Origin of the sequence: Flavobacterium ajazii (assembly GCF_010614725.1) — a bacterium.
GTDB classification, from domain to species: Bacteria; Bacteroidota; Bacteroidia; order Flavobacteriales; family Flavobacteriaceae; genus Flavobacterium; species Flavobacterium ajazii.
This window is the reverse complement of sequence record NZ_JAAEHL010000018.1, coordinates 52,088-78,359: the sequence shown is the minus strand read 5'-3', so window position 1 is coordinate 78,359 and position 26,272 is coordinate 52,088. Positions and strand designations below refer to the sequence as shown.

The following is a 26,272-nucleotide window of genomic DNA, read 5'->3' as shown; positions in this document are numbered from 1 at the left end:
ATAATCAAAAAAATTAGCTGATAACAGCTAATTGCATTTCAATCTGGTTTTTTAAGACATTTTTGTCGGGATACATTCTTCGTAAAGTGTTGAGTCCGCACCAAAATGTCATTAAATATTTCCCCAGTATTTCTGGAGATGTTTGTGTTTGCAGCTTCCCTTTTATCTGTTCTTGTTTTATAGCTTCAGTAAACATTTGCTCTACTTCTGTTAAAATTTGGACCGCGCTTGCTTCTAGATCTTCATCAATATACGTCATCTCAACTACGGTATTGGCAATAATGCATCCTTTCAAGTGTTCCTCTTTAGAGGTATCGGCTATGCTTCTAAAAAAATCTTTGATTAGCTCTAATGGAGATTCGCTAATTTCCAATTGGCTTTTAAAAGAATCAAATGCCAGTCTGCGCTCTTGTACAGCTTTTTGGAAAACCTCTTTTTTACCTCCTTTAAAAGTATTATAAAAACTGCCTGCACCTGCGCCAGTTGCTTTCTGTAAATCACTTAAAGAAGTGGCACTGTAGCCTTTCTGCCAAAAGATTTCCTGAGCCTTTTTTATGATATTAGAATCATCGTAGATTGTCGGCCTTCCCCGCATTTTATTTTATTTTGTAATGATTGATATAAAAATATGAATAATTGCTTTACATCCAAACTTAAAAATCATAAATTTTAATTAAATGATTGTCTGAATTGAATCGGTGTCAATCCCGTTTTCTTTTTAAAAAGCTTGCTAAACGACTGGGAATATTCAAATCCTAACGAAAAAGCTACTTCATTTACAGTCATGCTTGTGGTGGAAAGCAGTTGTTTTGATTTTTCAATAAGATAATTATGAATATACTGCTGTGTGTTTAAGCCAGTAAGATTTCGAAGCATGTCACCAAGATAACTGGAAGAAATATTTAATTCCTGAGATAAATACTGAACTGTCGGAAGTCCGTTTAAGCGGGTTTCATCCTGCTCAAAATAATCCGAAAGCAATTGTTCCAAACGGCTCACTAAATCATGATTTGAATTTTTTCTTGTGATAAACTGTCTGCCGTAAAATCTGTTGGTATAATTTAACAGCAAATCAATATGGGAGACTATTAAATCCTGACTGTAGTGATCAATATTGTTTTTAAGTTCTTCCTGCATTTGTGTCAGAAGTCCGGTAATAATTGCATCTTCCTTGTCAGAAAGATGCAATGCTTCTGCAATCGAATAGGAAAAGAATCCATAATTGGCAATCATTTTTCCGAGTGGATAGTGTCGTATCAAATCGGCTTTAAATACAAGCATAAAACCAGTAACAGGATTATCATTTGTCTGGATAACAGAAAAAACCTGATCTGGTTTTGTAAGCGTCATCATGCCCTCATTAAAATCATAATCGCGCTGGCCATATTTCAATTTTCCTTTGATGCCTTTTTTTATGGTAATGCAGTAAAAATCATTTGTAAAGTGGCTCCATACATCACTGTGCTTATAACTTAAAAGAGCAAAATCTATAACGCTGACCAGAGGATGATCCGGTTTAGGAAGCGCAAATAATTGATGCAGCTCTGAAATAGTTTGGATTTTATGGAGAGAAGGCTTTTTCATTTGATGGAAATTTACAAATTAATCGAAATTGGTGGACAACGAAAGATGTTTCCACAGTTCGATTTCCTGTGTTTCGTTTTTACGTTTTTCTATAATAGAATTGTAGCTATCGCTTCCTAAAATTAGATGAAGCGGCGGAGAAGGTAATTGCGTGATAACAATAAGAACTTTTGCTAATTTTTTGGGATCTCCTGGCTGGTTTCCGTTAAAACTCTTTAAAATGTTTATGTGTTCTTCTACCTTATACGCTTCTATTTTGTTTTTAGCTGTAATCAAAGTGCTGTCACTCATGAAATTGGTGCGGAACATTCCCGGTGCGATAACAGTAACTTTAATTCCAAACTGTTTTGTTTCCTGAGCCAAGGCTTCTGAAAGTCCGATAACAGCAAACTTTGCGGCGTTGTAACTTCCTGTATTCGCATAACCAATATAGCCCATATTTGAAGCAATATTCAAAATATGTCCAGACTTTTGCTGGCGTAAAAATGGCATTACATTTCGAATCACATTTACGGTTCCAAATAAATTGACATCAATCGTTTTTTTGAATTCTTCGTAACTAATTTCTTCAATGCTCCCTACGAGATAATAACCTGCATTGTTCAGGACAACGTCAATTTTTCCGAATGCATTAATGACAGTTTGAATTGCTTTTTTCACCTCATTATCATTTGTGATGTCAACTTCTAACGGAAGAAATGAAGTATTTTGAACTCCAATTTGATTTATAAGTTCATTTATATTTCTGGATGTTGCCGCAACTTTATCTCCATTTTTCAAAACGGCTTTTGCAGCTTCAAGTCCCATTCCTTTGGATGCTCCAGTAATAAACCATACTTTTTGATTGCTCATATTTTTGAATTTTAATTATATATGCAAAATTCAGAAAGAAAGGATTTCTAAAAGTGTTTAAAAAGGGCAATCTTGTGTTCAAATCTAGTGCAAGGATATAATAGTAGGTTTCAAAAACATATAGAAATGGCACGGAGCTGGGATTTCGTGTTGAGATTTCTAAGTTAATCTTTTAGTACTTTATTTGCGGTTTGAATTAGTAGGGTTAACCTAACGGGATTCGAATCATAATGTATTGAAAATACTGGCTTTTTAAAATTTTAAAAATTCAAATAAATTTTATCGAACCAAAAAAAGCCTGAAAAATCTAGATTTCTCAGGCTTTTACTTTAAAGTAGTAGCCCTAACGGGACAATTATCGAATCATTTTCCAGAGGATTTAGAAAGAATAAATATGACTTAATCAAGTGATGTATTTACTGTGTAAGGTATCGAATAAAAGCATCTTACTTTTTTTCCATCTTTAATTCCTGGGTTCCATTTAGGAGATAGTTTTAAAACTCTAATAAGTTCTTTTCCGGTTCCATAACCAAGATCTTGGAGGATTTTTATATCAGATAAAGTTCCGTTTTTTTCAATTATAAAGGTTGAATAAATTTTTCCTTTCAGATCTTTTTCTTCCACTTTGAAATTTTTATTTACAAAGCCATTAAATCCACTTATTCCGCCAGGAAAATTAGGTAGAACATCTACATCTGTATTACTATAGACAGCTTCTTCTTTTTTATAAACGATATCCCATTTATGACTATACGTTTTTCCTAAAAAATTGTAGGATACAATATCGGAAGATTTGACAATCCAATATCCTTTAATATTTTTGAATAAGTAATATTGTTCTTTAAGGAAATTCTTCTCATTATTTATTGTAGAAACACCTTCTTTGTAAATTATATAATCTGATATTAGTTTTAAATCTGTACTCTCAATTACTTTTGAAGTTTTAATGTATAAATAGTTTTTGTCGGCAATAAACCAATCAGAATAATTTGCTGAAGCCACATCGATGCCTTCAATTTTCTTCAAACCTAAATTCCATGTATAATAATAAACATTGGTATTGTTTTTAAAATAATCAGGTCCAATTCTCTTAAAGTTACTGCCATCAATATTTGTTAATTTGCCTTGGCAATAAATTTGATTATTCTTATTATAAAAACCATAAGCGTAGTTGTCTGCATCTGGAACATATACATAATCATCAGTACCACAAATTGGAGATGACTCAACCCATTTACGTTTGGTATAGCCTTCAGGAATTTTTAAAGTAATATCTTTTACTGCGTTATTAGTCTTTTTATTTTGACCATTTGCGATTGAAAAAACGCTTAAGAATATAAAAAATATTGTTTTCATGAGTTACATTTTATATTGTTGAAACAATGAGTTTTGTCGCTTTAATCAATGCAGTCATAAAAGCCACTATCAATCTTTTTTATCAACTTTTTTACTAATTTACGATAGAATCTACTGTTTTGTCTAGCTGCTTTTTTACTTTGAAAATAGATCAATCCAGTACCGGTCACTGTACCTAGATTAATTTCATAGCAGTTTTTATCTGTAATTAAAACTTTTTTGGTTTTAATAAAGTCTCCTTGAATAATTAACACATCACCTTCTTTTGCTTTAATTTCAAATTTGCCATCATTGTCTGTTTTTGTCTTTCTTTCCGTTCCTATTATTTCAATTGGAACTTCAGCAGCTGGTAAAGGAATGCTTGCATACTCGGAATTATCAAAAACGAACCCTCTGATTAATTTGGTTTTTGTTCCTGTGTCCTGCGCAAACGACAGAATAGCTAGATGAAAGAAAAATAGATGTATAATTTTTTTCATGAATTACTTTTAAATATTCGAAACCTGCCTTTTGCAGACTTTTAGTCAATAATTTGCACAATTATTCTAACTTTAATTGTATCCTTATCACGCCATTTTATCCATCCCTTAATGCCTTTGTATTTTTTACTTCCAACAATATTTTCGGCAGGTTTAATTTCAGCCCATTCATTTTGAACATCTGTTACTTTTAGAGCACAATCATCAATTAGATTTATTTTTGATCCGCCTGGACTGTTATAAATGGCGGTTTTATTATCAATAGTTATCATTTGTACATTTTGGAGATAACTTTTCCAGCTGTTATAGTCATATTGTTTCTCAATCTCTTTTCCAGCTTTAATATATCCAATTTCTTTAGTTTTTTCATTTAAGATCACTTTAAAATATTTAGGATTTGATTCAATTACCGTAAATTTTAAAGTTGTTCCATAACTACCTAAACCTATATTGATGCGGCCTTCACTTTCAGCTGTGCCTGAACTGGCAGATATGGCATAAGGTTTGAATTTTGTTTTTAAAACACTTGAATTGATTTCGATGCTCCCGCTGTTTTTTCCCAGATAAACCTGGTCAAAAGTTATGGTATCGATTACTTCATCAAGATTTTTAGATAAATATATAGGTAATGCTTCATGGGAGTTAATTTCCAGTATCCCAATTCCAATAGTATTTTTAGTTTCAATTTCCAGAGGTTTGTTTTCTGAAATGCAAGAAACAAACAGCAGAGAATATAATAGTCGAAATAGTTTTTTCATAGTTAATTGTTTTTTTTCTATTTAGTTATCCAAATATTCATTCCCTTTTAAATCCAGCCAGCCCTTTTGTCCATTTGGCAATTCAAAACGTGCAAAATTCTCGTTAAAGTTTTCAAGTTTTTTATATTTTATTTCTTTTGTTATTGGGTAAAATGTAAATAATCCTGCTTTTTCAATTAAATAAGTTTGTTCATCGATTGCTTGAATTGAATCTAAGTTTTTAGGTAGTTTATCATTAAATGCTACTATTTCTTCACTTGGATTTTCTGCGATTAAGTATTCAATTGTGGTTAAGTTATATTTTCCATTTTTGAGTTTTGTATAGATCGTGATTGGATGCTGAATACTATGACCTGTTATTTCAGACAGTAATGTTATTGATGCAACTTCATCTAAAAACTGAACAGTTTCAAATTCATTAGAATTCAATAGTTTCAAATCTTTTCGAAACTTTCGGACATTAGGAACTATAGAACTAATTGAGATAGAGTATGGTTCCAAATAGAATGATTCCTTTTCTTGAATGATCTTAAATTCAGCTTTCTGACTATCAAAATAATCTGAAAAACTAACACTGAAAGGCGTCCCTTCTATATTGTAATCGCTTATTTTGGAATCTTTTCCGGTTAAATTTATTCTTCTCAAAGAATTTTTTTCAATAATTTGCATCATAGGAATGTGTTTAATGAAGCTACAGGCTTTTAGGTTTTCTATGTTTAGATTTTGAAAAGTATAATTGTAAAGATTGATTTTTCCTTTTCGATAACCAGCGATAAAAAAGTCATTAAAAGCAATAGAATCAAATGTTTTGTTTATGACGTTTTGATTATAAATATCTTTAATTTTTAATTTCTTATGCCATGTGGTATCCGTTCTGTAGAAACCATTATTAAGTTGCACTTCAGCTCTATTTGTGTAAAATACTTCAGGAGGAGTAAGGCTGTTGCGTTTTTCTGTTATATAATTTTTGAAAGGCTTGTTTAAGTCATTTTTCTTGAACAAAAAGAGCATTTTTTCTTTCTCTGGTGCAATTAAGCCTTCATCATGCAAAATTATTCTTTTGTGATCTCCAAAATCCAGAAAACAATAATGCATTAAAAACTGCTTCGAAGGTTTTTGGGATGAATTCTTAATGAAATCTATGGTTAAGAAGTTTTTATTATACTTATATAATTGATAATTTTCCTCACCACTTTTATTTTTAGTTATAATCTTTTTAGTGTCTAAATTCTTAAAGTCAACTTCTGTAATATCTGACGAAAAAATTGTCCCGCTATCTTTTTTGACTTCATTTATTTCTTCTAAAGTGACTTCGTCTAATTCATACTTAAAACCTTCAGATAGGGATTCGTAATCATTCATGTTAGGCAACTGCAATTTATAATAGAGATCTCCTTTTTTTATGATAATCCCTTTATCAGCATTAATAAATTGTAATTGACCTTCTTTTATTTTAAAGGTTTTTTGACTGAAACAGATCTGAACCACAAGAACAAAAATGAAAAGTGATTTCTTAGAGTATTTTGTAATCATCAAATAATAATTTAATTAGAGAAAGATAGCATTTTTAGAAGAAGGAATGATTTTTTTTTTTCCAGTTTCTACTTAGATAGATGCTTTTGTAATATAAAAGGTTGGGACAGTTAAGAGATATATTTTCAAATGTCTTAGAATTTTGACTTAACGGGACTCGAACCAAATTTTCTTGTAAATACAGGAGTCTAAGAATTGAAGCAATTGAAACAAGATTTTTTGAACCACAAAAAAGCCTGAGAAATCTAGATTTCTCAGGCTTTATATTTTTTAGTAGCGGGAAGCATTGAAATATCTAACCGATTTTTTCATGATTATTACCAGACAATAAAATGCACATATTAAATTTATTTTTGAAAGATAAAACTATCCAAGGAGTTAGAAAAAGCAAATTGTAAAAATTTAGTTTACTTCTTTTTCTGCTTTTTTGGTTTACATATCCATATATTTGAAGATTAATCAATGTGTAATATTTATTAGCAAACAAAATCTAGAAAAATTATCTAATGGAAATAAAAACTAAAAATAATAGGGTATTAATTTTTAGACAAACTATAGATGAAAGAATATGGGAAACTAAGGCTGAAATGTCTGCAGATAATGACTTCCGTAAATTCAATTATCAATTCTCCTTTAAGGAAAAAATAATTTCTAAAAAATACATTATTGAAGGTTATGATTTCAATTCATATTTAATACATTTTATTGATAGGTTTATTGAAAACGAAGAAAAGATATTAAAGATTTCTAGAAAAATCTTAGATGATATTAAGAATGTAAACGATAATTTGACGTTGAAACATAATTCGGAGAATTCACCATTATTTTATGTGCGAATTTTGGACATTGTAAATTATTCTTTTAAATTATATTTTTCAACAAATTATGGTTATGAAGAATATATTATAAAGTATTTATTATATGATAATGGAGATTTTGTCATAACCAAAGTAAAAAGGAAACTTTGTTATTAAAAATCTAATTTAATAATCTGAACCATACATTATAAAAAAAGCTCCAGATTTCTCTGAAGCTTTTTGTCTGTGTAGCGGGAACAGGACTCGAACCTGTGACCTTCGGGTTATGAGCCCGACGAGCTGCCTACTGCTCTATCCCGCGATGTTTCGGGTGCAAAGATACACACTAAATACGGTTATGCAAAGAAAATTCTGGAAATTTTTAATTTAACATCATTAATTTTAATAAGTCGTTAATTTATAATGATTTAAAAAATGAAAATCTAGTTTTATAAATTAATGAGCTGTTTTCTTTTTTCGTTTCCCAAGCCAAATCAATAAACCAGTAATGGGTAAGGTTACAGCAAAAAGACAAACAATGAATGCAAGTATTTTAGTTGGATAGCCATAAATGCTTCCGGTATGGATGGGATAAACCAGTCGTTTCAGTTTGTCTCCTCTCGAAAAGGATTCATATGGTCTGATCTCGATACCTTTGCCGGTGTATTTGTCAAAATAAATAGCACTCGACTGATTTGGAATACTGAACTCTAAGTTTTCTTTTAGCACCAGTATACTGTTGATAGTATCTGCCGGCATTCTGATTTGGATGTTGCCTTTGTATGGAAATATACTGTCAGTTTTTTGATATAGCGTCTGATAAAAAGCAGTTTTATCAGATTGAGGATCAATTTTAGTTGGGTTTTCTACTTTCGGAGAAGGTTTTTCCGTACTACCGTTGGCTATAAAATACATTCCGTTTTCAAACCATTTAAATGACCATGTTAATCCTGTCAGAGCAATAATCAGTAAAAATAGGAAAGTGTAAAATCCAAAAGTCGAATGAAAATCCCAGTTGACTCTTTTAAAAGAGGCTTTCCATTTAACAGTAAGACGCTGTTTCAGGTTTTTAGCTTTTTTGGGCCACCATAAAACAATTCCCGAAATCAGCATGAATACAAAAATTAAACAGGAACATCCGGTAATAATTTCACCAATATCTTCCATTAACAGATGTCTGTGTATATTTAAAACAATAGAGAAAAACCGGTTTTCCTGCGCAATAGTCCCAAGTACTTTTCCTGTGTAAGGATCTACCGAGAAAATCTGGCTATCTCCTTCGCTGTCTTTACCCACAATTGTCATAGTACGCTTAGGATCGTTGTAAACTACAATTCGGTTTATTTTTTCAATGCCATATTGTTTCTGAATGTCAGCAGTACAATCATCAATTGTTTTTTTACTGTTGCCGACATTAGATACATTATAAAATTCGGGATTGATAAATTGGTCGATTTCTTTTTCGAATACCAAAAGACTGCCTGTCAAAGCTACTGTAAATAAAATAAGACCTGAAGCAAGTCCTAACAAAAGGTGTAATTGTCCAATTTTTTTCTTCAATTTTTTCTTCATGTACTATTTGAATTATTACTGCAAATCTATACTTATTTAGACTAAATTTTAAATATTTTGTTATGAATCTAAATAAATAAAGATATTTACTTGTTAAACAACTATTAATTTTTACTTTTGCACAGTTTTTATTTAGAATGAATAAAAACAAATACTAACCAAATTTAAAAATCAATGAAATATCTTAGTTTAAGAACATCACAATTTTTATTTAGCATTAGCTTTTTATTTATAGTCATTTCATCTTTTGGTCAACAAAATCACGGAAAGATAAAGGGGCAAATCACAACTTCTGACGGGCAGCCTGCCGAAGATGTAAACATTATTCTTAAAAACTCAAAATATGGAACTTTTACGAATGATGGCGGTTTTTTTGAAATAAACAGGGTAAAAGCCAGTACCTATACCCTCCAAATATCTTTAGCTGGTTATGAAACTTCTGAACAGGAAGTTACAGTTGAAGATGATAAAACTGCAACGGTTAATCTGCAGCTAAAAGTTTCAAACAAAGAATTACAGGAAGTTGTAATTAGCAGTAGAAAAAGTTTATTATCGAAAAAAACACAAACAGTGGCGAGAATGCCGCTGAAAAACCTTGAAAATCCTCAGGTGTACAATGTAATCCATAAAGAGCTTTTTCAGGAGCAGGTAGCAATCGATATCACAACTGCTATGAGAAATGCTCCAGGAGTTGTACCGCTTAATTATCCTTCAGGAGGTTTTGCACTTATTTTTAGAGGTTTTACTGTTGGTATTAATGCCAGAAACGGAATGGAAACGTTGTCAGGTCGTTCTTCTGTTGGTATTGCAAATATTGAAAGAATTGAAATATTAAAAGGGCCTTCAGGAACTTTATTTGGTTCTTCTGCATCTTCTTTTGGTGGTGTTGTCAATTTAGTTACTAAAAAACCGTTTGAAGCCACAGCTACTGAAGTAGGATATACTGCTGGAAGTTACGGTACACATCAGCTTACTGCAGATATCAATACACCGCTTACCAAAGATAAAAAAGTACTTTTCAGACTTAATGTAGGGGTAAATAAAGCAAAAAGTTTCCTTGATTACGGGTATTCTAATACTTTGTCTTTTACTCCAAGTCTTACTTTCAAAGCAACAGATAAACTTACTTTTAATATTGATGCTGAGCTATATAATGCGAAAAGTACTAAACCTTTATATCCAGGGGCAACTGCTACATCAGGAGTAACAAACCCAGCCGATATTAAATTAGATTACAAAAAATCATTGGTACATGATGATGCCGATGCTAAATCTACAGCTTCAAAAGCTTTCGTACAGGCAGAATATCAAATATCAGATAACTGGAAATCGACTACGTTATTTTCTTATGTGGGTGAAAATGTAGAGTATAGTTATCAGGTGTTGCCAACCTATACTTCTCCAACTACAGCTACTATTCGTGCTACTGTGTTTGGACCAATATCAAGTAACTATACTAATATTCAGGAAAATATTAATGGGGAATTTAAAACTGGAATCTTTTCACATAAATTAGTTGCAGGTGCAAATTACAGATATTATTCAGATACATTTTCATCTACTCCAACCCCAACAGCTCCATTTAGAACAATTGACGTAACAACTAATTTTGTTCCGGTTAGAAAAAAAGATATTGATGCAGTATTATTAGCACCGGTTATCAGAGCAGGAAGAGATGAGCATACGATAAGTTCTTATGCTTCTTATGTTTTTGGTGTTGCAGACAGGCTGTTTCTTATGGCAAGTTTGCGCGTTGATGATTTTGAGCGTAAACAAAGTGGTACAGTAGCAGGATACAAACAAACTTCAGTATCTCCCAAAAGTGGTGTAGTATTCCAAATTCTAAAAGATCAGCTTTCTCTGTTCAGTAATTATATGAATGGATTCCAGAATATTGCTCCTGTAAATCAGCCGGACGGTACACAATTTGTTCCGGATCCTCTGTATGCTAATCAATGGGAGTCAGGAATAAAAGCGGAATTGTTCAACAAAAAATTAAGTACAACAGTAAGTTATTATGAGATTACAAACGATAACGCATTAATAAGACAAGCTGATTTAGTTTACCAACAGGATGGAAGACAAGTAAGTAAAGGAGTTGAATTTGAATTTCTTGCAAATCCAATTCCTGGATTAGATATTACAGCAGGTTATGCATATAATGATAACCGCATCGAAAAAACAAGTGATGCTAATAAAGCTATAGAAGGAAATAAAGCAGCTGATGCTCCTGAACACGTTGCGAATTTTTGGGCTTCTTATAAACTTCAAAATAAGTTAAAAGGTTTAGGCGTAGGTTTTGGTGCAAATTATGTAGATGAAAGTTATCTGACAACTGCTAATACGTTTTATATTCCGTCTTATACTATTTATAGCGCAACCGTATTTTACGAGCAGCCAACATGGAGAGTGGGACTTAAGGTAGATAATTTAACTAATGAAAAATATTGGAGTACTTGGGCAGCACCTCAGGCACCTACAACTATTTTGGGAAGTCTGACGTTTAAGTTCTAAACTGTTTTTATACCAATAAAAAAGACCTCTATTCGCAAGGATAGAGGTCTTTTTGGTTATGATTTATAAGTTTTACACTGCTATCTCAGATTCGAGAGATTCCTTAATAACAGGATAATTTACCTTTCCGTTAGCAGTAAGCGGTACATTATCTAAGTAAATTACTTTTAAGGAACTGGAATGAAGGCTCAGTTTTGCTTTTAAAACGTTTGCAATTACTTCTTTGTTTACGTTTTCATCTGTATATAACACAGCTAAATGTTTATCATGGATATTCAGGCAAATAAAAGTTTGTCCTCCAAGCGTGTTTTTAAGCAGCAATTCAATTTCATCCAGATTGATACGGGTACCAAATAGCTTTACGATTCTTTTTAAACGGCCGGTAATAAAATAAAAGCCTTCAGAATCTACTCTTGCCTGATCACCTGTATGCAGTTTTTCTTGCTGATCATAAAACTGCAAATCGGCTCTTCTTTCGGCATAACCGCCAAAAATATTTGGGCCATAATAAATCAGTTCAGAGGTTTCATTGTCGATTTCGAAACGCCCGTTTTGAATAGCCCTCCCAATAGAACTTGCCTTTCTTAACAGGTCTTTTGGAGGTAAAAACGACATACGTCCGCTGGCCTCGGTTTGCCCGTATTGTGCGAAGAATTGTTTACCAAACTTTTCGGTGTATTCTGAAATAATTTCTACTAATTTATGACTCAGCATTCCACCTCCATGAGTGAAATAACGTAATGAAGGATAGTCTTTTCTGAAAAAACCGATACTATTCAGCATTTCATAAAAATAAGGCACACCTCCTAAAGTCGAATATCCATAATGCTTCAAATCTGACCAGAATTCTTTTTGAAAAGGATCTTTATCCGTACATACAATCTGATGTGATTTAATACAATTCGTATGAAAAATAGACAATCCAAATACCGAATGAACAGGGACATTCAAAGGCACGATATCATCTTCTTTTATAGGCAGATATGCTAAGATAGATTTGGCATTTTGTACCAGATTATCAATAGAAAGCCGCACAAATTTTGGAGACCCCGTTGTTCCGGAAGTACTCAGGAGTAACTTAACTTTGGGATGTATCGGATAAATTGAATTTTCATTTCGTCTGAAAAGCATTATAGTATCAGAAACATTTACTGCGGTATAGCCTTCAATAACAGTTCTTGACGGATCATAAATGTAATAAGGAGTATACTTAGCTTCTAAGTTTTCCTTGAAATCAGTATTGGTTCCCTGTCCCAGTAATGCAATGGTATATCGGCTTGGATAAAAATTCAATAAAGTCTCAATAGCAGGTAACTGATTGTCGTTATAAATAAAAACGACAGATCGTAAATCATCAATTTCGAGTGATTGATGCATTTGTTGTATCGATTTAGAAGCACCTGTAGCAGCATCCGTAAAGATTAAGTTTTCGTTTTTTGAGATTAATTCATATAATTCCATGATTCTAATTTTGGTTTCTAATTAATTTCAAATCCGTGTTTTTTAAGGATACCTTTTATTTTTTCAACGCTTCCCATATCCAGAATATCTTCCATGTCTATTGATATATTATAGGTTCTTTCCAGTTCTTCAACCAGTACCAGATGACTCATAGAGTCCCATTCGGCGATTCCCTGATATTCTAACTCGTCATTTATAGTTTCAACAGGTATTTCAAAAGCTCTTGAAAATACGCTGTGTAATTGTTCTGTTGTATTCATATTTTTTATTATTTAAAATTAATTTGGGGTTTATTAAATTTTGATGGTCTTCCATTTTCCTTTACGAAAGATGATAATACAGGCAACGGCCAGTACAATTTCTGAAAGGAGAATAGCTGTAAAAACACCATTGGAGCCTAAATCAAAATAAATTCCCAAGACGTAGGCAAAAGGAATCTGTACGATATAAAACATCAAAATATAAAGCCAGGTAACAACTTTTACTTCTCCAGCAGCATTGAGCGCTCTGGAAATAACCATAGTGTAGCCTAATAAAACATACGCCATGGAAATAAAATGAATGTACATCGTACTTTGAGAAATCACTTCCGGGTTATCTGTAAAAATCTTTACTACAGGAACTGCCAGAAATATCCAGCAGACAGCAATAAAAACCAAAAATCCCATATTCAGCATTCCGGCTCTCCAAACCGACTTTTCGGCACGGTCTGGCTGTCTGGCTCCGAGATTCTGTCCGGTTAATATTCCGGCTGCATTTCCAAGTCCCCAGGCAGGCATTGTCGCTATTGAGGTTACTCTTTGTGCTAAAATGTAACCCGCCAGAGCATTTTCTCCAAAGTGGGACATAATTTTGATCATGAATACCCAGCTGGAAGCAGGAATAATAAACTGAACAGTTCCACTAAAAGCCAGTTTGAGGATTCTTTTGAAAATTTCCAGATAGAATACCAATTGTGCCAAACCGATTTTCATTACTGTTTTGCCTCTGATAAGGTACCAGGCCTGATAAAGAACTCCAATCAATCGGGCGATTAAGGTTGCGATTCCAACTCCGAGTAACCCGTAAGCAGGAATGATTCCCCAGCCAAAAATGAAGATGGGGCATAAAATGATATTCAGTGCATTCGAGACCCATAATACCCGCATAGCGGTAGAAGCATCACCGGCTCCGCGAAATATTCCGTTGATTACGATTCGCAGGATCAGAAATCCACTGGAAGCAAACATGACTGCTCCATAACTATATCCTTCCTGAATCATGGCTGGAGAGAGCCCCATAAGTGCCATAATTTGGGTTGTCCAGATAGTACAAACGATACTGATAAGTACAGCAATTGGAGTTGTGATGTAAATGACCTGCATAGCGGTTTGTCCTGCAGCTTTAAACTTTTTCTCCCCAATTCTTCTGGAAATCATAGCCGAAGCCGCAATTCCTAATCCTATAGAAACCGAATAGCAAAATGTTATAAAAGTAGTCGTAGCACCAGCAATAGAAATGGCATTGGTTCCTAGTCTGCTGACAAAAAACAGGTTTGAACACACAAATAGAGATTCCATCAGCAATTCGGCAACCATTGGCACAGACAATAAAATAATCGTTCTGTTGATACTGCCTGAGGTAAAATTACTTTCCTTGCCCGATATGGAATGCCTTAAAAGACTAAAGAAGGTACGTGTTTTGAATAAGGCTTCTTTCATGAATTTTCTTTTGATGTTTCCAGTTCGGATGTTACTAATTGATATAAAGGATTGGGAATAAAACCGCTTTTTTTCATGTGTGGAAATCCTGAAGTTTCTTCATAACCATTAAATAAGCGTCGGCTATTGAAAATAAGACGCTTAAATTCCGGAATCAATAAATTATATTTTTCAAACATATCCTGTAGCTCGGGATGCTCTTCCTGATATTCTGTGATGATTTCGTAAACACAATTCCAAAAAGAAACTTCAGAATAATCTGCAGTCGTGATTAAGATATCACTTAGGTATCTGAAAAAAGCATCAAAAACAGCTATTAGAATAACCAGTGGAGCATTTTCAGGATTTGGAGATGCATTGAACATATTATCAATGAATTCCTGAGGCAGTTTTTTCTTGCCTTCTTCGTTGATTAAGATATCACCCACAAAATCCTGCAAAGCGATACGGACAGGGACATAATCTTTTAAAATAAGAATTACGTTTTGCCCGTGCGGATCAATGCATAGAGAATGTTGATAATAAATTTGCAACACTGGTTTAAGATAAGCGGTCATATAAGCTTTAAGCCATTGCTCTGTAGAAAGACCCGATTTTTCAATCAGTTCCTGAACAAGACTTTTGCCCTGATTATCTACATATAATAAAGCCGCCATCGTCATCAGATTTTCTCCGGGTTTTAGAAAATTTATCGGACTCTCTCTCCACATCGCTCCCAAAAACTCATTGTACTGATAAGGCGGATTTTCAATTTTACTGTAACTAGGATGTGTATAACTTACCGATACGACTTCTCCTAGTAGTACAACGCCCATGTTTTGAAGATGAAGATCTTTTTCTAATAAATTTTTTATCCAGTCGGTTAATTTAGGTGCAATAGATAATTGTTTGGCACATAATCCCCTGATGTGGCTGGTATTCAATATAGACATCGCTGTTTTTACATAATGTCTTTGTGGCTGACTTTGGTTAAAGAACGTACGAATGCTTTGCTGAGGACTGTACCAATCATCAGAAAGTCCCAAAGGAATCAGGAATTTCGCAGCAATATCATGTGCAAACTGCATTACAAGTTTATTCTGCCATTGCCAGGAATGTACCGGAATAAAGATGTAATCATTCGGATTTACTTCTGCTTTAGTCAGTACAGCTCTAAAAGAATTTATTTTTTCCTTGCCCAGTTCATCTTCGAAAAAACGTTGCTGATCCATACTTTCTAACAAACGAAAAGTAGTACGGCTTTTATGAGCAGCAATCCACACTAAACGGGTATTCTGACCTGATTCAGGAGAGAAGTTTTGATAATCCTGTGAATCAAAACCAATGCGTCCTTTGTTTACAATTACCCACGGATGTCCATCCAGGCTATGTTCTATAGTTTGAAAATCTGCATCTGCCAGTTCTGCTGCTGATAAACGTTTTTGTGAATGGATAAAAGCATCGGAATATAAAGTATGCAGTAATTCTTCGGCATAATGAGCCAGCGTAAAGGAATTGATACCAAAAGTTTCCTGAAGTTCGATAAAGAAATTAGGAACATCAATAGTATCGGATTCTTTTCCGTTTTCATTTCTTCGAATGCTTTCTTTTACAATATGCCAGTAATTAATAAATCTTGGGTAAGCAGAAAAAGTATAATAAATATTCTCTTTATCAGTGGCTAATTTGAAATGGGTAAGGCCGTCTTCCTGCTCGCTTATGATTTGTGGTTTTGCTAAATCTTCACGCATTAATTCAGCGATACTTTTTGCCAGCAGATTGCGGTTTACTTTGTTCCAAATCCCCGCATTAAGATGTTGCGCATCTTTAAATATATTTTCAGAAGTAATCATCTTAGTTCGTTTTTATTAATGCTTCAACATCCAGAGACTCATTTATTAATTCCATAGCATTGGTTTCTAAAAAATCGGATGATTTCATTACGCCAAATTCCTGGAAAGCAATACGTTTCTCCACTTTATAAACTTCACGGTTTGCCAGTTGGTTGATAATGATAGAATTTCGATAAGGTCCCATGCCCAAATCGGGTGTCGAAAGACCGTGGGTGTGCAGTTCCGCATTCTGAACAAAAATGTCTTTACCTTCTTTGTCAATAGTGTAATTACGATTTACATTGAATAAGCCATTATCAAGGCGCTTAATTTTGTTTTCAATTCCTTTAATAATCTCCGGTTCTTTATAGGTATAACCTGTTGCCAGAATAATATAATCACTTTGATCTTCATAAGGCTGTTCCAGTTCTGTGTGCATGAAATCCAGATTATAGGAACCGTCCGAATCTTCATCAACAGCAGTAAGACGAAGATTAGAACGCAATTCGACATTCAGAGGTTTGTTTTCTAAACTCATTTCATACAAACTGTCAAAAATTTCATTGATCAGTTCCTGATCGATACCTTTATAAAGTCCGTGTTGTCGGGATAAAAGCTGTTTTCGTTTTTCATACGTCAGACTGTGGAAATGATCTACATATTCCGGAGAAGTCAGTTCCAGAGTCAGTTTTGATTTATTATCCAAAGGGAAGAAATGAGAAGAACGGGTAAACCATTTCAGTTGTAAACCATTCTCCGTTTCAGGCAGAAGATCTTTAAAAACTTCTGCAGCACTCTGTCCTGAACCAATAATTGTTACGGAATTATTGTTTTTAATTCTTGATTTGGAATATAAATATTTCGAAGCGTGAATTACATTTGATAACTCCTTTTTCTCAATAAAATCAGGAACATATGGAGAAGTTCCGGTTCCTAAAACAATTTTTTCGGCATAATAGGTTGAGGTTATACAAGTTTGTGTATTGATGACCATAATTTTATACAAACCATCAGTATAATCCAGAGAAACAACCTTGTGAGAAAATCTTAAATTATCAAGTTTAGAAGCGACCCATTTGCAATATTCATTGTATTCTCTTCTGAAAATAAAGAAATTTTCACGAATGTAGAATTTATACAAACGTCCGCTTTCTTTGATGAAATTCAGGAACGTGTATTTACTTGTAGGATCTGCCATGGTAACCAGATCTCCTAAAAACGGAACCTGAAGTGTGGCATTATTTAACATCAATCCCGGATGCCAGTCAAAACTTTCTGACTGATCAAAAAACAGGGATGAAAGCTCGTCTACGGGTTCCATAAGGGCGGCAAGGCCAAGATTAAAAGGACCAATTCCGATACCTATGACCGAATATATTTTTTCTGTACTCATTTTACTTTTTTTATTGATTAAACCTGGGGTGCTGAAACGGGAATGTTCTGAAAATTTTTAGCAGCGGGAAATTTTACCCAATACCATTCTCTGTAACAAAAATTAAGGTTGGCTTTTTTGTGAGGCATCTCAATTACTTTCTGAATTTTGAAACCCATTTGCGCTTTGTTTATCATAGATGCGAGCGAATCTATTGCGCCTTCACCTACCATTTTTCCAACTTTGGATTCTGCAAAGACAAAATCCATCATAGATTGTGTTACAGCAGAAGTAAATTTCAGTTTAGAATCTGTTGGAGCGATAAACAAATGCGTTCCGTAATCGGATGGGAGGGAGTCGTAATAGCCCCCAACAATATCACGATTCGCCCAATATACTTCCATGTTGAAAGTAGGTACACTATTGGCTTCACCAATATAACTGTGCGAAACATCTCCGGGAAGCAGAGTGCGATAAAATAGTTCCAAATCCTTGATTGGCCAGTTCATTTGCCAGATTTTCAAAGCATGTTCACGATGAAACCATTCGTGCAGCATTTCTAAATCACGGTCAGGATCAACCGGACGAAGTGTTATCGTTACATTTTCCTTTTCGAAGTATCGGCTAAAAACTATATCCGTTCCTTCCGGCTGAATCAATTGTTTAGAAAGAAAGTACTTGTTCAGCGGATTTGGATAATTTAAATATACCGCCGGATTGGTTCTTGGTGCACTGGCTTCATCCATATTGTTAAGGCTGGTCAGCAGATTACATTTTGCAAACAGTTGAGTACTGTTTAGGAAATGCGAAGCAAGACCTGTGGTATCAGCTTCTTCTTCAGCTTGGAATGCTTCATATATCAGGTTAAGAAGCTGAGATTCTTCTGCCAGTTTGTTTTTGCCTAAAGCATTTACAATTCCGAACAGGTGATTTACCAAAAGATAATAACCCCAAAGGTTAATGATGCGGCTTTCGGCTATAAATGACCTGCTTTCACTGCCAAAATCAGGAATTATCTTTTGCAGTTCCTCAACTATTCCCTGACGGAAAAAATAGCCCTGATTGTCCCTGAAATACATTTTGGAAGGTAAAAGATGGTCATCAAATTCAATAAGTATATTTTGCTGATGAAACTCTGCTCCAAATCCGTATTTATTGAAAATGCCTACTAACGGATGCAAAGTAACTTGGAGGTATTGTTTAAACCATTCGATAGCTGTATCAGAAACCTCTTTGTCCTGTCGTTTTGCCGATTCGTTAATGATATTCAGTATTCTGGCTGATTCGCCTAAAACACCATCCTGAGATAAAGAAGCGACCATACTGACATTTTTCTTAGCATTGGCTCCGTGAAAAAGATTTTGACGTACACTTGTACTAAAACCGTCAATCACATTATCCTGGTAAATAACTGTTATGTATGCCGGATCGCAAATAAGCTGCACTTCGGGATAGTCTTTTTGGATTCCTTTTCCCCAATCCGTTTTCATGAGTTCGCTGGCATCATAACCACGGTTTAATTCATGAAGGTAATTTACGCGATAAGAATTGGTGATTTTAACATGAAGGGAAAATTTATACATCCATTCGCTTTCGGCATTGTAAACCGTACGAACCGATGAGGTTGCGGTATACGATGGTCCGAATTGTCCCAGACTGAACAAGAGTTGTTTGGACTGCATTTCTTTTACTTCAGCCTGATTTAAAAGATATTCTGCTTCCCAAGGATGCGTAGGAACGACTTTCCATTCCGGATGCAAAATCAGTAATTCTTTAGTGCTGTTATCTGCATATTTTGAAATTTCATTTCTCAGATAATCTGTCATCAGATAATCTTCAGCACTTTTTTCGAGTACATTATCGGGATGGATAAGGAAAAAATGCAACGGAAATTGCCCTGCAGTTTCAGGAGAATATTTTTTCAGTTCATCGTGAGTAAAACCTTCCCTGCTTTTTGGCAAAGGATGTACACTGTGCCCTAAAATCAGTGATTGTTCTGATTCGATAAAAGTCTGTTCAGAACTGTTGGCAGATAAATCACTGTTTTTATACTCTTCCAGATAAAAAGCCAGATTATCAATACTGTTTTGCATACGTTTTTGCGTAGGCAGTGAATCCAGTTCCGGATATTCTTTTTTGGCAAATGCAGCAACAAACTCTACAAAATCCAAAGGACTTATTTCTTTGATTTCATCAGATGTAAAATTGCGTGCAACAACTGGAAATCCAAAAGAATGAACTCCGCTTTCTGAAAAATAAGTCAAAGGAGCAAAAACTTCCTGACCGATGCCTGTAAAATCAAATCGAAGCAAAGAGCTGTGATTTATGGTTTGCATATAATCAGCCAGTGCAGGATCGTATTTCGGAATACCTTCATAACGACTCCAGTTTTTGAATTCCCTGCAAAAACAATTCAGCAGGGACTTAAAATTAACCTGCTCTGCCAGCTGCTGAAAATTAGTTGAGTTGTTGGTAGTCATTTCCGTTTTGTTTAATGAGGTTAAGAATGTTTTTGATGTCATTAAGCGTAGTCAATGGATTGAAAATGGTGAATTTGAGATAGAAATTTCCATTTACTTTAGTACTGGCAACCAAAACTTCTCCACTAAAAAATAATTTTTCTTTGATATATTGGTTGATGTTGCAATAATTGGCCTGATCCAAACCATTGACATAACGGAATACCAATACGCCCATATCAGAGTGGCACAGAAGTTCCAGATTCTCATCTTTCTCTATATGTTCAGCGGTTTGCTGAGTTGTCTCGATGATGGTGTCTGTATATTGTCCCAGTTTTTCTTTGCCCATATAGCGAAGCGTAAACCAAAGTTTAAGTGCATCAAAACGACGTGTACTCTGAATAATCGATTTGTTGATTTGTGCCGGAAGTGCATCATAATCCTGCTCTTTCGGATTGAGATAATCAGCGTGGTGCTTGATAATGTTAAGATGCAGTTTGTTTTTTACTATAAAAGCACTGCTGCTGATAGGCTGAAAGAAAGATTTATGGTAGTCGATAGTTACAGAATCTGCAAGTTCGATACCGTTTAAAAGATATCTGTATTTTTCTGTCAGCAATAATCCGCAGCCATATGCAGCATCAACATGCAGCCATAAATTATTACGTTTGGCAATATTGGCTATTTCAGTTAACGGATCAACATTTCCAAAATCGGTTGTTCCGGCAGTAGCAGTAATGGCAACCGGAATATTGCCTTTTTCTATTTCAGCTGCAATTGCTTTTTCAAGTTGTTTTGGATCCATTCGATATCTGGCATCCACACCCACATGCACAATAGCCTGTTCGCCAAGACCTAAAATCCAGGCATTTTTATGATTGCTAAAATGTGCTTTATCCGAAACAAAAATTCTGAATTTGCTGGCGTCTGGTGGTAATCCGTCTAGTTTGATGTTCCATTTTTGATATTCAAGTGAATAATAATCTCTTGCAAGCAATAATCCCATTAAGTTACTTTGAGAGCCTCCTGCAGTAAAAATACCGTCTGCATTTTCCGAATAGCCAATTTGTTTACTGGTCCAGTCGATTAGTTTTCGTTCGATAAAAGTTCCCCCGGCGCTTTGGTCATACGTGTCCTGAGAAGAATTTATGGCGCTGATTAGCACTTCGGCAGCCAGTGCCGGAATTACGACAGGGCAATTTAAATGCGCAATATATTCCGGTAAATGATAGGCTGTAGCATGTTTTACATACAATTCATCTACTTCATTCAGTAGGCTTTCATAATCAGGTAGGGGAGTATCTAAATCCACATTTTCTACCTTCGCTTTCATTTCATCAGGTCTGATTCCGCTGAAAGGTTTTTGATTATTCTTTAAAAAATCCGAAACACGGTCTTGTGCTAATTGTATGGCTTCGGAATATTCATCATTTGAGTGTTGATGAAAAATATCTTTATAATAATTCTGATCAGGAATAAGCACCGATTTTTTTTGTGCCTCATCATTCATTAATGCGTTGTTCATAATGGGTTTCATTTAGGGTTTGTTAATAGTTATTGCAGATAAATCACTTTTTTGGATAAAGGAGTTCTCTTCTTTTTTGATATTTTTAAGTTATCATCATAATATCCCAGATAGAGGAGACCTAAGGACTTTTCGTTTTCACCAAGACCAAATTCGCTCACATAATCTATAGCCACATTTTTGGTACTCCAGTAACTTCCAATGTTATTAGCAGTACAAGTGAGTGCCATATTTTGTACAGCAGATGACACAGCGGCAATTTCTTCCCATTCCGGAAGATTAATTTTAGTGTTTCGAACCAGTATTATTCCAATCATGCATACGGCATTTAAAGGATAATTCCGTAGAAAATCCAGCTTTTTCTCTAATGCATCAGGACTAAGTTCTTTTGCATAGGATTCTTTGTAATAATCAGCCATATACTCTCCGTATTCTTCAAGATATTTTCCTCTTAACACAATAAATCTCCAGGGCTCTGTCATTTTGTGATTGGGAGCCCAGGTAGCATTTATTAGAATTTCATCGAGCAGTTCATCAGGTAATTCTCCTTTGATGTATTGATCTCCAAAAATGCTTCTTCTGTTACGGATGTTTTCTGAAATTTTTTTTGGTTTGTCAGAGTTATCTGAGACTCCTGTTTTACTGGGATTGTCTTTAACTTTCATATTTTTTTTAAAATTTTTACAAGAAAAGTATTGTTATTTATATTAATTAAAAATATATTTGTAAGTAAATCTTATTTAGACTAAGTAAAAACAAAAGTATAAATTAAAACGAATAAAAAAAATAAATATGAAAAATTTTATACGAATGCCCGTACATAAATAAATTAAGTGTTCCAGATTTAATTTTATATAATGCTTATTTTTAGTGCATTGTGTTTAATGTTTCAATTGTATTTTAATAACCTAAAAAACGGATTAAATAATGAAATCACAATCAATTCTTTCAATTGAAAGGCCTACTAATGAACCATTGTCTTTTGATATTCCTACAAAACCATTAATAATAGAAATAACTCCTCAGGAAAGAAATATTTTATCAAATGTTGGTAACCTTTTGGTAAAAGCATTTGGGAGTTATGAAAATCCTGAATACATATCTTCTCTCCATCTTCATGCTTTTCAATTATTGCCGGAACGAATTACCCGAATTTTAAGTCAGTTTGGTACCGATTTTTCGGCTGGACAATATGGTGCAATCGTATTTAAAGGGCTTTTAGAAATCGATCAGGACGATTTGGGGCCGACTCCTCTAAACTGGCAGGGAGCAGATTACGGAAAATTAAATAAGTATGGTTTTATATGTTCTTTGCTTCACGGAGCCGTGCCTTCTAAACCTGTACAATATTATGCTCAGAGAAAGGGTGGAGGACTTTTGCATGCTGTAATTCCGGATGAAAAAATGTCCATGACACAGACGGGATCGGGATCTAAGACTGATTTATATGTACACACAGAGGATGCTTTTTTGTCTCATCAGGCTGATTTTTTAAGTTTTCTTTATCTGAGAAATGAAGAAAGAGTGCCATCCACTTTGTATTCTATTCGTTCACATGGAGAGGTTAATGCTGTAATGGAAAAGCTATTTGAACCTATTTATCAGTGTCCAAAAGATGCTAATTACGAAGATGAAGACACTTCAGATTCTGCACCTTTAGCTTCTGTTTTGTATGGAAACAGGGAACTTCCTTTTATTCGTTTTGATGCTGCTGAACAAATTTTCAATGAAAATGCAGGACAAACATCAGAAGCTCTTAATAATTTGATGGATTTTTGGGATGAAGCAAAAACACTGATTAATAGCGACTATATTCCAAATTCAGGAGATCTTATTTTTGTAAACAATCATTTGTGCGCACACGGACGAAGTGCTTTTGTTGCCGGTCAACGAATAGAAAATGGTGAAATCATAAAATGTGAACGAAGACAAATGCTTAGAATGATGAGCAAAACAAGTCTGATTCACATTAGATCTGTTACCCAGACCGATAATCCTTATTTTATTATGGAAGAGCATTTAGGAAAAATATTTGATCTCGATTAGGGAATCACAGTAAAAAAATAAAGGATGAGTTAATATTGCTCATCCTTTATTAATTTCTATATTTCTACTGAACTGGATTTTTTATAAAACCTACGTTCAAAAACTGGAGATTTTATAGCAACGGATTCGTTTTCAAAATTAAAATTAGTAAGATTCCAGATAATCATAATGGCCGAAAAATAATAGAGATTCAATACCAAGGCAATTCCCAAATGCATAGAGATAGTAAGCATTATCCATGTTTTTTGTGTTTTAGGAATCCAGACAAAAACCGGATACAGCATCTCGATGATAATAGTTGCCCAGCCAATAAAAATTAATAAGTATGAATGATCTGCCATCCACGAAAAATCAAAATTAAAATCCCTGTTGGCATAAGGCAAATGTATGGCTTTCCAGATAGATTCACCATTTCGCCAGTTATACCCCAATAATTTATCAAATCCCGAAAAGAAATAAGCTATACTAATATGGATTTGAAACATTCTTTTAACAGGCATAAAGTTTACTACTTTGGTGTTCTTTTTAAAAATAAAATGCAGAACTGAACAATATGTATCCGAAGGAAGTAAAATCAGATAAAACAACGACATGCTGGTAAAAAAATCAACTCCATAGATAAAAAATGAACTTCCTTTCAATAAAGAAACCTGCAAAATTAGTAACAGAAAAGAACTAAACCGGGAATAAAAACCTATTATAATGTTAATACATAACATGATAAACATTGTTTTAGCTCCTAAGATTACCGTATTTTCTGAAACTCCAATGGATTCGAAAAAAGAAGTTATTTTTGAAAAAGTAAGCAGCCAGCCAGGATGAAAAACAGACATTATATCTTGCGGAATAATACTCTTACTGGAAAAAAACGTATCAAAATCGCTTATGATTGCTAGAAAATGGAATAGTACCATTGTTCCTATTGAAATTCTGAAAAAACCGAGAAACTCAGAGTTTCCTTTTGTAACAAAAAAGAAATCTTCGACCTTTTTATATAAGATGGTGACTTTTTTCATAATTGGTTTATTTTATTTGACTAACTAAAATAAGGTTATCTGTTTTTTCTCCCTTTTTGTATCGTTCTAAAGTAGGGTAATCGTATAAATAAAGTTTGGCAGTACATTTAGCTGCTCCATAGTTTTCCTTAAGTACACTTTTTGCAATTTGTTTCAGTACAACATCCAGGTATTGATGGTATTGAGATTCATTTTTCTTTTTGGAAGCAACCACTTTATCCATAAACATATTAAAAACAGAAGTGTACCGAACGATGCTTTCCTTACTCTTCAATTCCGGCATAATTCGTTCTTCCAAAACATTTCCTTCGGCATCCTGCAATTCAAAAAGCAATATAAAATCACTGGCGACATTGGGCGCAAAAAAGCCATATCCGGTATCAAAACCTGTATACGCAGTAAATATACTCACTGGTTCAAATTCTGTAATTATGTTTGAAAGCTCATAAACAAATGGTTTTTTATATTCTTCCTTGTCATAATAAAAACCGTAATAACCATCAAAAGTTCCTTTTAGTCCAATGGTAAACACCAGAAAGAGTAAAAGGAATATTCCAAAAAGCTGCCATTTTCTTTTCATTTTTAATGTATTTGATTGAAACTCTTTTTCATTAAAAAAACAAGGACAAACTTTTATTGTCTGACCTTGTTTTTAGTAGTTATTGATATTGTTTGATGACATTGATAACTTGTTGATTTAGGTTTTTATCAATAGCTATTTTGGTAGTTCTGGTTAGCACTCTGCTAAAGGCTTTTGTACCCATGTAGTCATTACAGATATTGTTTTCGTCAATACCAACAACGGACAGCCTGCTAAAATTACTAACATCTTTCTCAGACAATTTGGTAGCACTGATCACAATTTTATTGGCTTCAATTCCAATATTTCCATCCAGAGAAGCATATTTGTATTTTGATAATATTTTATCAAGTCTTACTTTGATGTCCCCAAAAGAGTTCCAATCAATATCTGCTCTTTCAAAACAGCCTTTATGAATGACATTCAGTTTTGTGAATTTTGTCAGCTTATCCCAGTTTTGAATTCGGGTAATGTGCTGGATTCTTTGTGTATGGACAATGTAATTCAGAAAACCGGCGCCTCCAAATTTGGTGTATTCTTTATCAAGTGCGATAAGTCCGTCGATATCTGCTTTAGACATTTCCTTAACATCTTTGATCAGGAAATTATTATCGACTAAATAATTTCCATTGTCGTTGTAGACGAGCATTTTATTGGGTTTGCATTGGGAAAATAATATCAACCCAAAGGCTATAACACCAATAATTAATAGTGTTTTTGTTTTCATAATTCTAGTTTTTTATAAACCTACTCTTTTTGGCTTTTCGGCTTCCTCCATTTTAAATGTTGTATTTTAAGTAAAAGTACTTTTGTTTAAAACTTTGGTAAAGAGTGTAATAGCCCTTTTTATACGGGTG

The 26,272-nt window shown here is 33.9% G+C and carries 22 protein-coding genes and 1 tRNA gene; 3 read left to right on the top strand and 20 right to left on the bottom strand.

The genetic code is table 11. The features are described 5' to 3' along the window. Nucleotides 1–13: 13 nt before the first annotated feature. The 7 genes from GWR14_RS23225 to GWR14_RS23195 all read right to left on the bottom strand — a co-directional run bounded on the left by GWR14_RS23225 (nt 14) and on the right by GWR14_RS23195 (nt 6,562). Nucleotides 14–595, bottom strand: a complete 582-nt coding sequence (locus tag GWR14_RS23225) for a TetR/AcrR family transcriptional regulator (protein WP_163411530.1) — start codon at nt 593–595, stop codon at nt 14–16. Nucleotides 596–669: 74 nt separating this feature from the next. Beyond that, nucleotides 670–1,584, bottom strand: a complete 915-nt coding sequence (locus GWR14_RS23220; protein WP_163411529.1) for a helix-turn-helix domain-containing protein — start codon at nt 1,582–1,584, stop codon at nt 670–672. 18 nt (nt 1,585–1,602) lie between these two features. Next, nucleotides 1,603–2,436: an SDR family NAD(P)-dependent oxidoreductase gene (locus GWR14_RS23215; RefSeq protein ID WP_163411528.1), complete on the bottom strand. Its 834-nt coding sequence runs from the start codon at nt 2,434–2,436 to the stop codon at nt 1,603–1,605. Between the two features lie 399 nt (nt 2,437–2,835). Next, nucleotides 2,836–3,792 carry an energy transducer TonB gene (locus tag GWR14_RS23210; RefSeq protein WP_163411527.1) on the bottom strand — a complete coding sequence of 319 codons (957 nt, stop codon included), beginning with the start codon at nt 3,790–3,792 and terminating at the stop codon, nt 2,836–2,838. Nucleotides 3,793–3,833: 41 nt separating this feature from the next. After that, complete coding sequence (locus tag GWR14_RS23205) at nt 3,834–4,271, bottom strand: peptidase associated/transthyretin-like domain-containing protein (RefSeq protein WP_163411526.1); 438 nt, start codon at nt 4,269–4,271, stop codon at nt 3,834–3,836. A 41-nt stretch (nt 4,272–4,312) separates the two neighbouring features. Then, a complete protein-coding gene (locus GWR14_RS23200; protein WP_163411525.1) occupies nt 4,313–5,029 on the bottom strand; it encodes a hypothetical protein in 717 nt (238 codons plus the stop codon). Nucleotides 5,030–5,050: 21 nt separating this feature from the next. Beyond that, the gene (locus tag GWR14_RS23195) at nt 5,051–6,562 is read right to left on the bottom strand and encodes a hypothetical protein (protein WP_163411524.1); all 1,512 of its coding nucleotides are present in this window, start codon (nt 6,560–6,562) and stop codon (nt 5,051–5,053) included. Nucleotides 6,563–7,068: 506 nt separating this feature from the next. Between GWR14_RS23195 and GWR14_RS23190 the strand changes: the two genes are divergently transcribed. Further along, a complete protein-coding gene (locus GWR14_RS23190) occupies nt 7,069–7,536 on the top strand; it encodes a hypothetical protein (RefSeq protein WP_163411523.1) in 468 nt (155 codons plus the stop codon). A gap of 72 nt (nt 7,537–7,608) precedes the next feature. Here the strand turns inward: GWR14_RS23190 and GWR14_RS23185 are convergent. Next, nucleotides 7,609–7,681, bottom strand: a tRNA-Met gene (locus GWR14_RS23185). Nucleotides 7,682–7,815: 134 nt separating this feature from the next. Next, entirely contained in the window at nt 7,816–8,931 is a 1,116-nt protein-coding gene (locus GWR14_RS23180) for a PepSY-associated TM helix domain-containing protein (RefSeq protein ID WP_163411522.1), read from the bottom strand. Nucleotides 8,932–9,105: 174 nt separating this feature from the next. Here GWR14_RS23180 and GWR14_RS23175 point away from each other — a divergent pair, with 174 nt between their 5' ends. Next, nucleotides 9,106–11,445: a TonB-dependent receptor gene (locus GWR14_RS23175; RefSeq protein WP_163411521.1), complete on the top strand. Its 2,340-nt coding sequence runs from the start codon at nt 9,106–9,108 to the stop codon at nt 11,443–11,445. A 72-nt stretch (nt 11,446–11,517) separates the two neighbouring features. Here the strand turns inward: GWR14_RS23175 and GWR14_RS23170 are convergent, their stop codons facing one another. From GWR14_RS23170 to GWR14_RS23135, 8 genes are read right to left on the bottom strand one after another with little or no spacing between them, the layout of a single operon-like run. Then, on the bottom strand, nt 11,518–12,906 hold the full coding sequence (locus GWR14_RS23170; protein WP_163411520.1) for an AMP-binding protein: 1,389 nt from the start codon (nt 12,904–12,906) through the stop codon (nt 11,518–11,520). Nucleotides 12,907–12,923: 17 nt separating this feature from the next. After that, on the bottom strand, nt 12,924–13,166 hold the full coding sequence (locus tag GWR14_RS23165; protein ID WP_163411519.1) for an acyl carrier protein: 243 nt from the start codon (nt 13,164–13,166) through the stop codon (nt 12,924–12,926). Between the two features lie 33 nt (nt 13,167–13,199). Beyond that, the gene (locus GWR14_RS23160; protein WP_163411518.1) at nt 13,200–14,606 is read right to left on the bottom strand and encodes an MATE family efflux transporter; all 1,407 of its coding nucleotides are present in this window, start codon (nt 14,604–14,606) and stop codon (nt 13,200–13,202) included. After that, entirely contained in the window at nt 14,603–16,438 is a 1,836-nt protein-coding gene (locus tag GWR14_RS23155; protein ID WP_163411517.1) for an IucA/IucC family protein, read from the bottom strand. The genes GWR14_RS23160 and GWR14_RS23155 overlap by 4 nt, the downstream gene beginning before the upstream one ends. Nucleotide 16,439: 1 nt before the next feature. Continuing rightward, nucleotides 16,440–17,810, bottom strand: a complete 1,371-nt coding sequence (locus GWR14_RS23150) for a lysine N(6)-hydroxylase/L-ornithine N(5)-oxygenase family protein (protein ID WP_163411516.1) — start codon at nt 17,808–17,810, stop codon at nt 16,440–16,442. A gap of 17 nt (nt 17,811–17,827) precedes the next feature. Next, the gene (locus GWR14_RS23145) at nt 17,828–20,269 is read right to left on the bottom strand and encodes a GNAT family N-acetyltransferase (protein ID WP_163411515.1); all 2,442 of its coding nucleotides are present in this window, start codon (nt 20,267–20,269) and stop codon (nt 17,828–17,830) included. Further along, nucleotides 20,247–21,773 (bottom strand): pyridoxal phosphate-dependent decarboxylase family protein, encoded by a 1,527-nt coding sequence (locus GWR14_RS23140; RefSeq protein ID WP_246236379.1) that lies wholly within the window; start codon nt 21,771–21,773, stop codon nt 20,247–20,249. The genes GWR14_RS23145 and GWR14_RS23140 overlap by 23 nt, the downstream gene beginning before the upstream one ends. Nucleotides 21,774–21,802: 29 nt before the next feature. Next, on the bottom strand, nt 21,803–22,438 hold the full coding sequence (locus GWR14_RS23135; protein ID WP_163411514.1) for a nitroreductase family protein: 636 nt from the start codon (nt 22,436–22,438) through the stop codon (nt 21,803–21,805). A 262-nt stretch (nt 22,439–22,700) separates the two neighbouring features. Between GWR14_RS23135 and GWR14_RS23130 the strand changes: the two genes are divergently transcribed. Further along, entirely contained in the window at nt 22,701–23,819 is a 1,119-nt protein-coding gene (locus GWR14_RS23130) for a Fe(II)-2OG oxygenase family protein (protein WP_163411513.1), read from the top strand. A gap of 56 nt (nt 23,820–23,875) precedes the next feature. Here the strand turns inward: GWR14_RS23130 and GWR14_RS23125 are convergent, their stop codons facing one another. The 3 genes from GWR14_RS23125 to GWR14_RS23115 form a co-directional block, all read right to left on the bottom strand. Then, complete coding sequence (locus GWR14_RS23125; protein ID WP_163411512.1) at nt 23,876–24,835, bottom strand: hypothetical protein; 960 nt, start codon at nt 24,833–24,835, stop codon at nt 23,876–23,878. Between the two features lie 7 nt (nt 24,836–24,842). Further along, complete coding sequence (locus GWR14_RS23120; protein WP_163411511.1) at nt 24,843–25,415, bottom strand: hypothetical protein; 573 nt, start codon at nt 25,413–25,415, stop codon at nt 24,843–24,845. Nucleotides 25,416–25,494: 79 nt separating this feature from the next. Continuing rightward, complete coding sequence (locus GWR14_RS23115) at nt 25,495–26,142, bottom strand: hypothetical protein (RefSeq protein WP_163411510.1); 648 nt, start codon at nt 26,140–26,142, stop codon at nt 25,495–25,497. Between the last annotated feature and the right edge of the window lie 130 nt (nt 26,143–26,272).

What these genes read in the sequence shown, in the direction of transcription:
- GWR14_RS23225 (WP_163411530.1), bottom strand. Translation starts at nt 595, where the DNA reads ATGCGGGGAAGGCCGACAATCTACGATGATTCTAATATCATAAAAAAG.
- GWR14_RS23220 (WP_163411529.1), bottom strand. Translation starts at nt 1,584, where the DNA reads ATGAAAAAGCCTTCTCTCCATAAAATCCAAACTATTTCAGAGCTGCAT.
- GWR14_RS23215 (WP_163411528.1), bottom strand. Translation starts at nt 2,436, where the DNA reads ATGAGCAATCAAAAAGTATGGTTTATTACTGGAGCATCCAAAGGAATG.
- GWR14_RS23210 (WP_163411527.1), bottom strand. Translation starts at nt 3,792, where the DNA reads ATGAAAACAATATTTTTTATATTCTTAAGCGTTTTTTCAATCGCAAAT.
- GWR14_RS23205 (WP_163411526.1), bottom strand. Translation starts at nt 4,271, where the DNA reads ATGAAAAAAATTATACATCTATTTTTCTTTCATCTAGCTATTCTGTCG.
- GWR14_RS23200 (WP_163411525.1), bottom strand. Translation starts at nt 5,029, where the DNA reads ATGAAAAAACTATTTCGACTATTATATTCTCTGCTGTTTGTTTCTTGC.
- GWR14_RS23195 (WP_163411524.1), bottom strand. Translation starts at nt 6,562, where the DNA reads ATGATTACAAAATACTCTAAGAAATCACTTTTCATTTTTGTTCTTGTG.
- GWR14_RS23190 (WP_163411523.1), top strand. Translation starts at nt 7,069, where the DNA reads ATGGAAATAAAAACTAAAAATAATAGGGTATTAATTTTTAGACAAACT.
- GWR14_RS23180 (WP_163411522.1), bottom strand. Translation starts at nt 8,931, where the DNA reads ATGAAGAAAAAATTGAAGAAAAAAATTGGACAATTACACCTTTTGTTA.
- GWR14_RS23175 (WP_163411521.1), top strand. Translation starts at nt 9,106, where the DNA reads ATGAAATATCTTAGTTTAAGAACATCACAATTTTTATTTAGCATTAGC.
- GWR14_RS23170 (WP_163411520.1), bottom strand. Translation starts at nt 12,906, where the DNA reads ATGGAATTATATGAATTAATCTCAAAAAACGAAAACTTAATCTTTACG.
- GWR14_RS23165 (WP_163411519.1), bottom strand. Translation starts at nt 13,166, where the DNA reads ATGAATACAACAGAACAATTACACAGCGTATTTTCAAGAGCTTTTGAA.
- GWR14_RS23160 (WP_163411518.1), bottom strand. Translation starts at nt 14,606, where the DNA reads ATGAAAGAAGCCTTATTCAAAACACGTACCTTCTTTAGTCTTTTAAGG.
- GWR14_RS23155 (WP_163411517.1), bottom strand. Translation starts at nt 16,438, where the DNA reads ATGATTACTTCTGAAAATATATTTAAAGATGCGCAACATCTTAATGCG.
- GWR14_RS23150 (WP_163411516.1), bottom strand. Translation starts at nt 17,810, where the DNA reads ATGAGTACAGAAAAAATATATTCGGTCATAGGTATCGGAATTGGTCCT.
- GWR14_RS23145 (WP_163411515.1), bottom strand. Translation starts at nt 20,269, where the DNA reads ATGACTACCAACAACTCAACTAATTTTCAGCAGCTGGCAGAGCAGGTT.
- GWR14_RS23140 (WP_246236379.1), bottom strand. Translation starts at nt 21,773, where the DNA reads ATGAACAACGCATTAATGAATGATGAGGCACAAAAAAAATCGGTGCTT.
- GWR14_RS23135 (WP_163411514.1), bottom strand. Translation starts at nt 22,438, where the DNA reads ATGAAAGTTAAAGACAATCCCAGTAAAACAGGAGTCTCAGATAACTCT.
- GWR14_RS23130 (WP_163411513.1), top strand. Translation starts at nt 22,701, where the DNA reads ATGAAATCACAATCAATTCTTTCAATTGAAAGGCCTACTAATGAACCA.
- GWR14_RS23125 (WP_163411512.1), bottom strand. Translation starts at nt 24,835, where the DNA reads ATGAAAAAAGTCACCATCTTATATAAAAAGGTCGAAGATTTCTTTTTT.
- GWR14_RS23120 (WP_163411511.1), bottom strand. Translation starts at nt 25,415, where the DNA reads ATGAAAAGAAAATGGCAGCTTTTTGGAATATTCCTTTTACTCTTTCTG.
- GWR14_RS23115 (WP_163411510.1), bottom strand. Translation starts at nt 26,142, where the DNA reads ATGAAAACAAAAACACTATTAATTATTGGTGTTATAGCCTTTGGGTTG.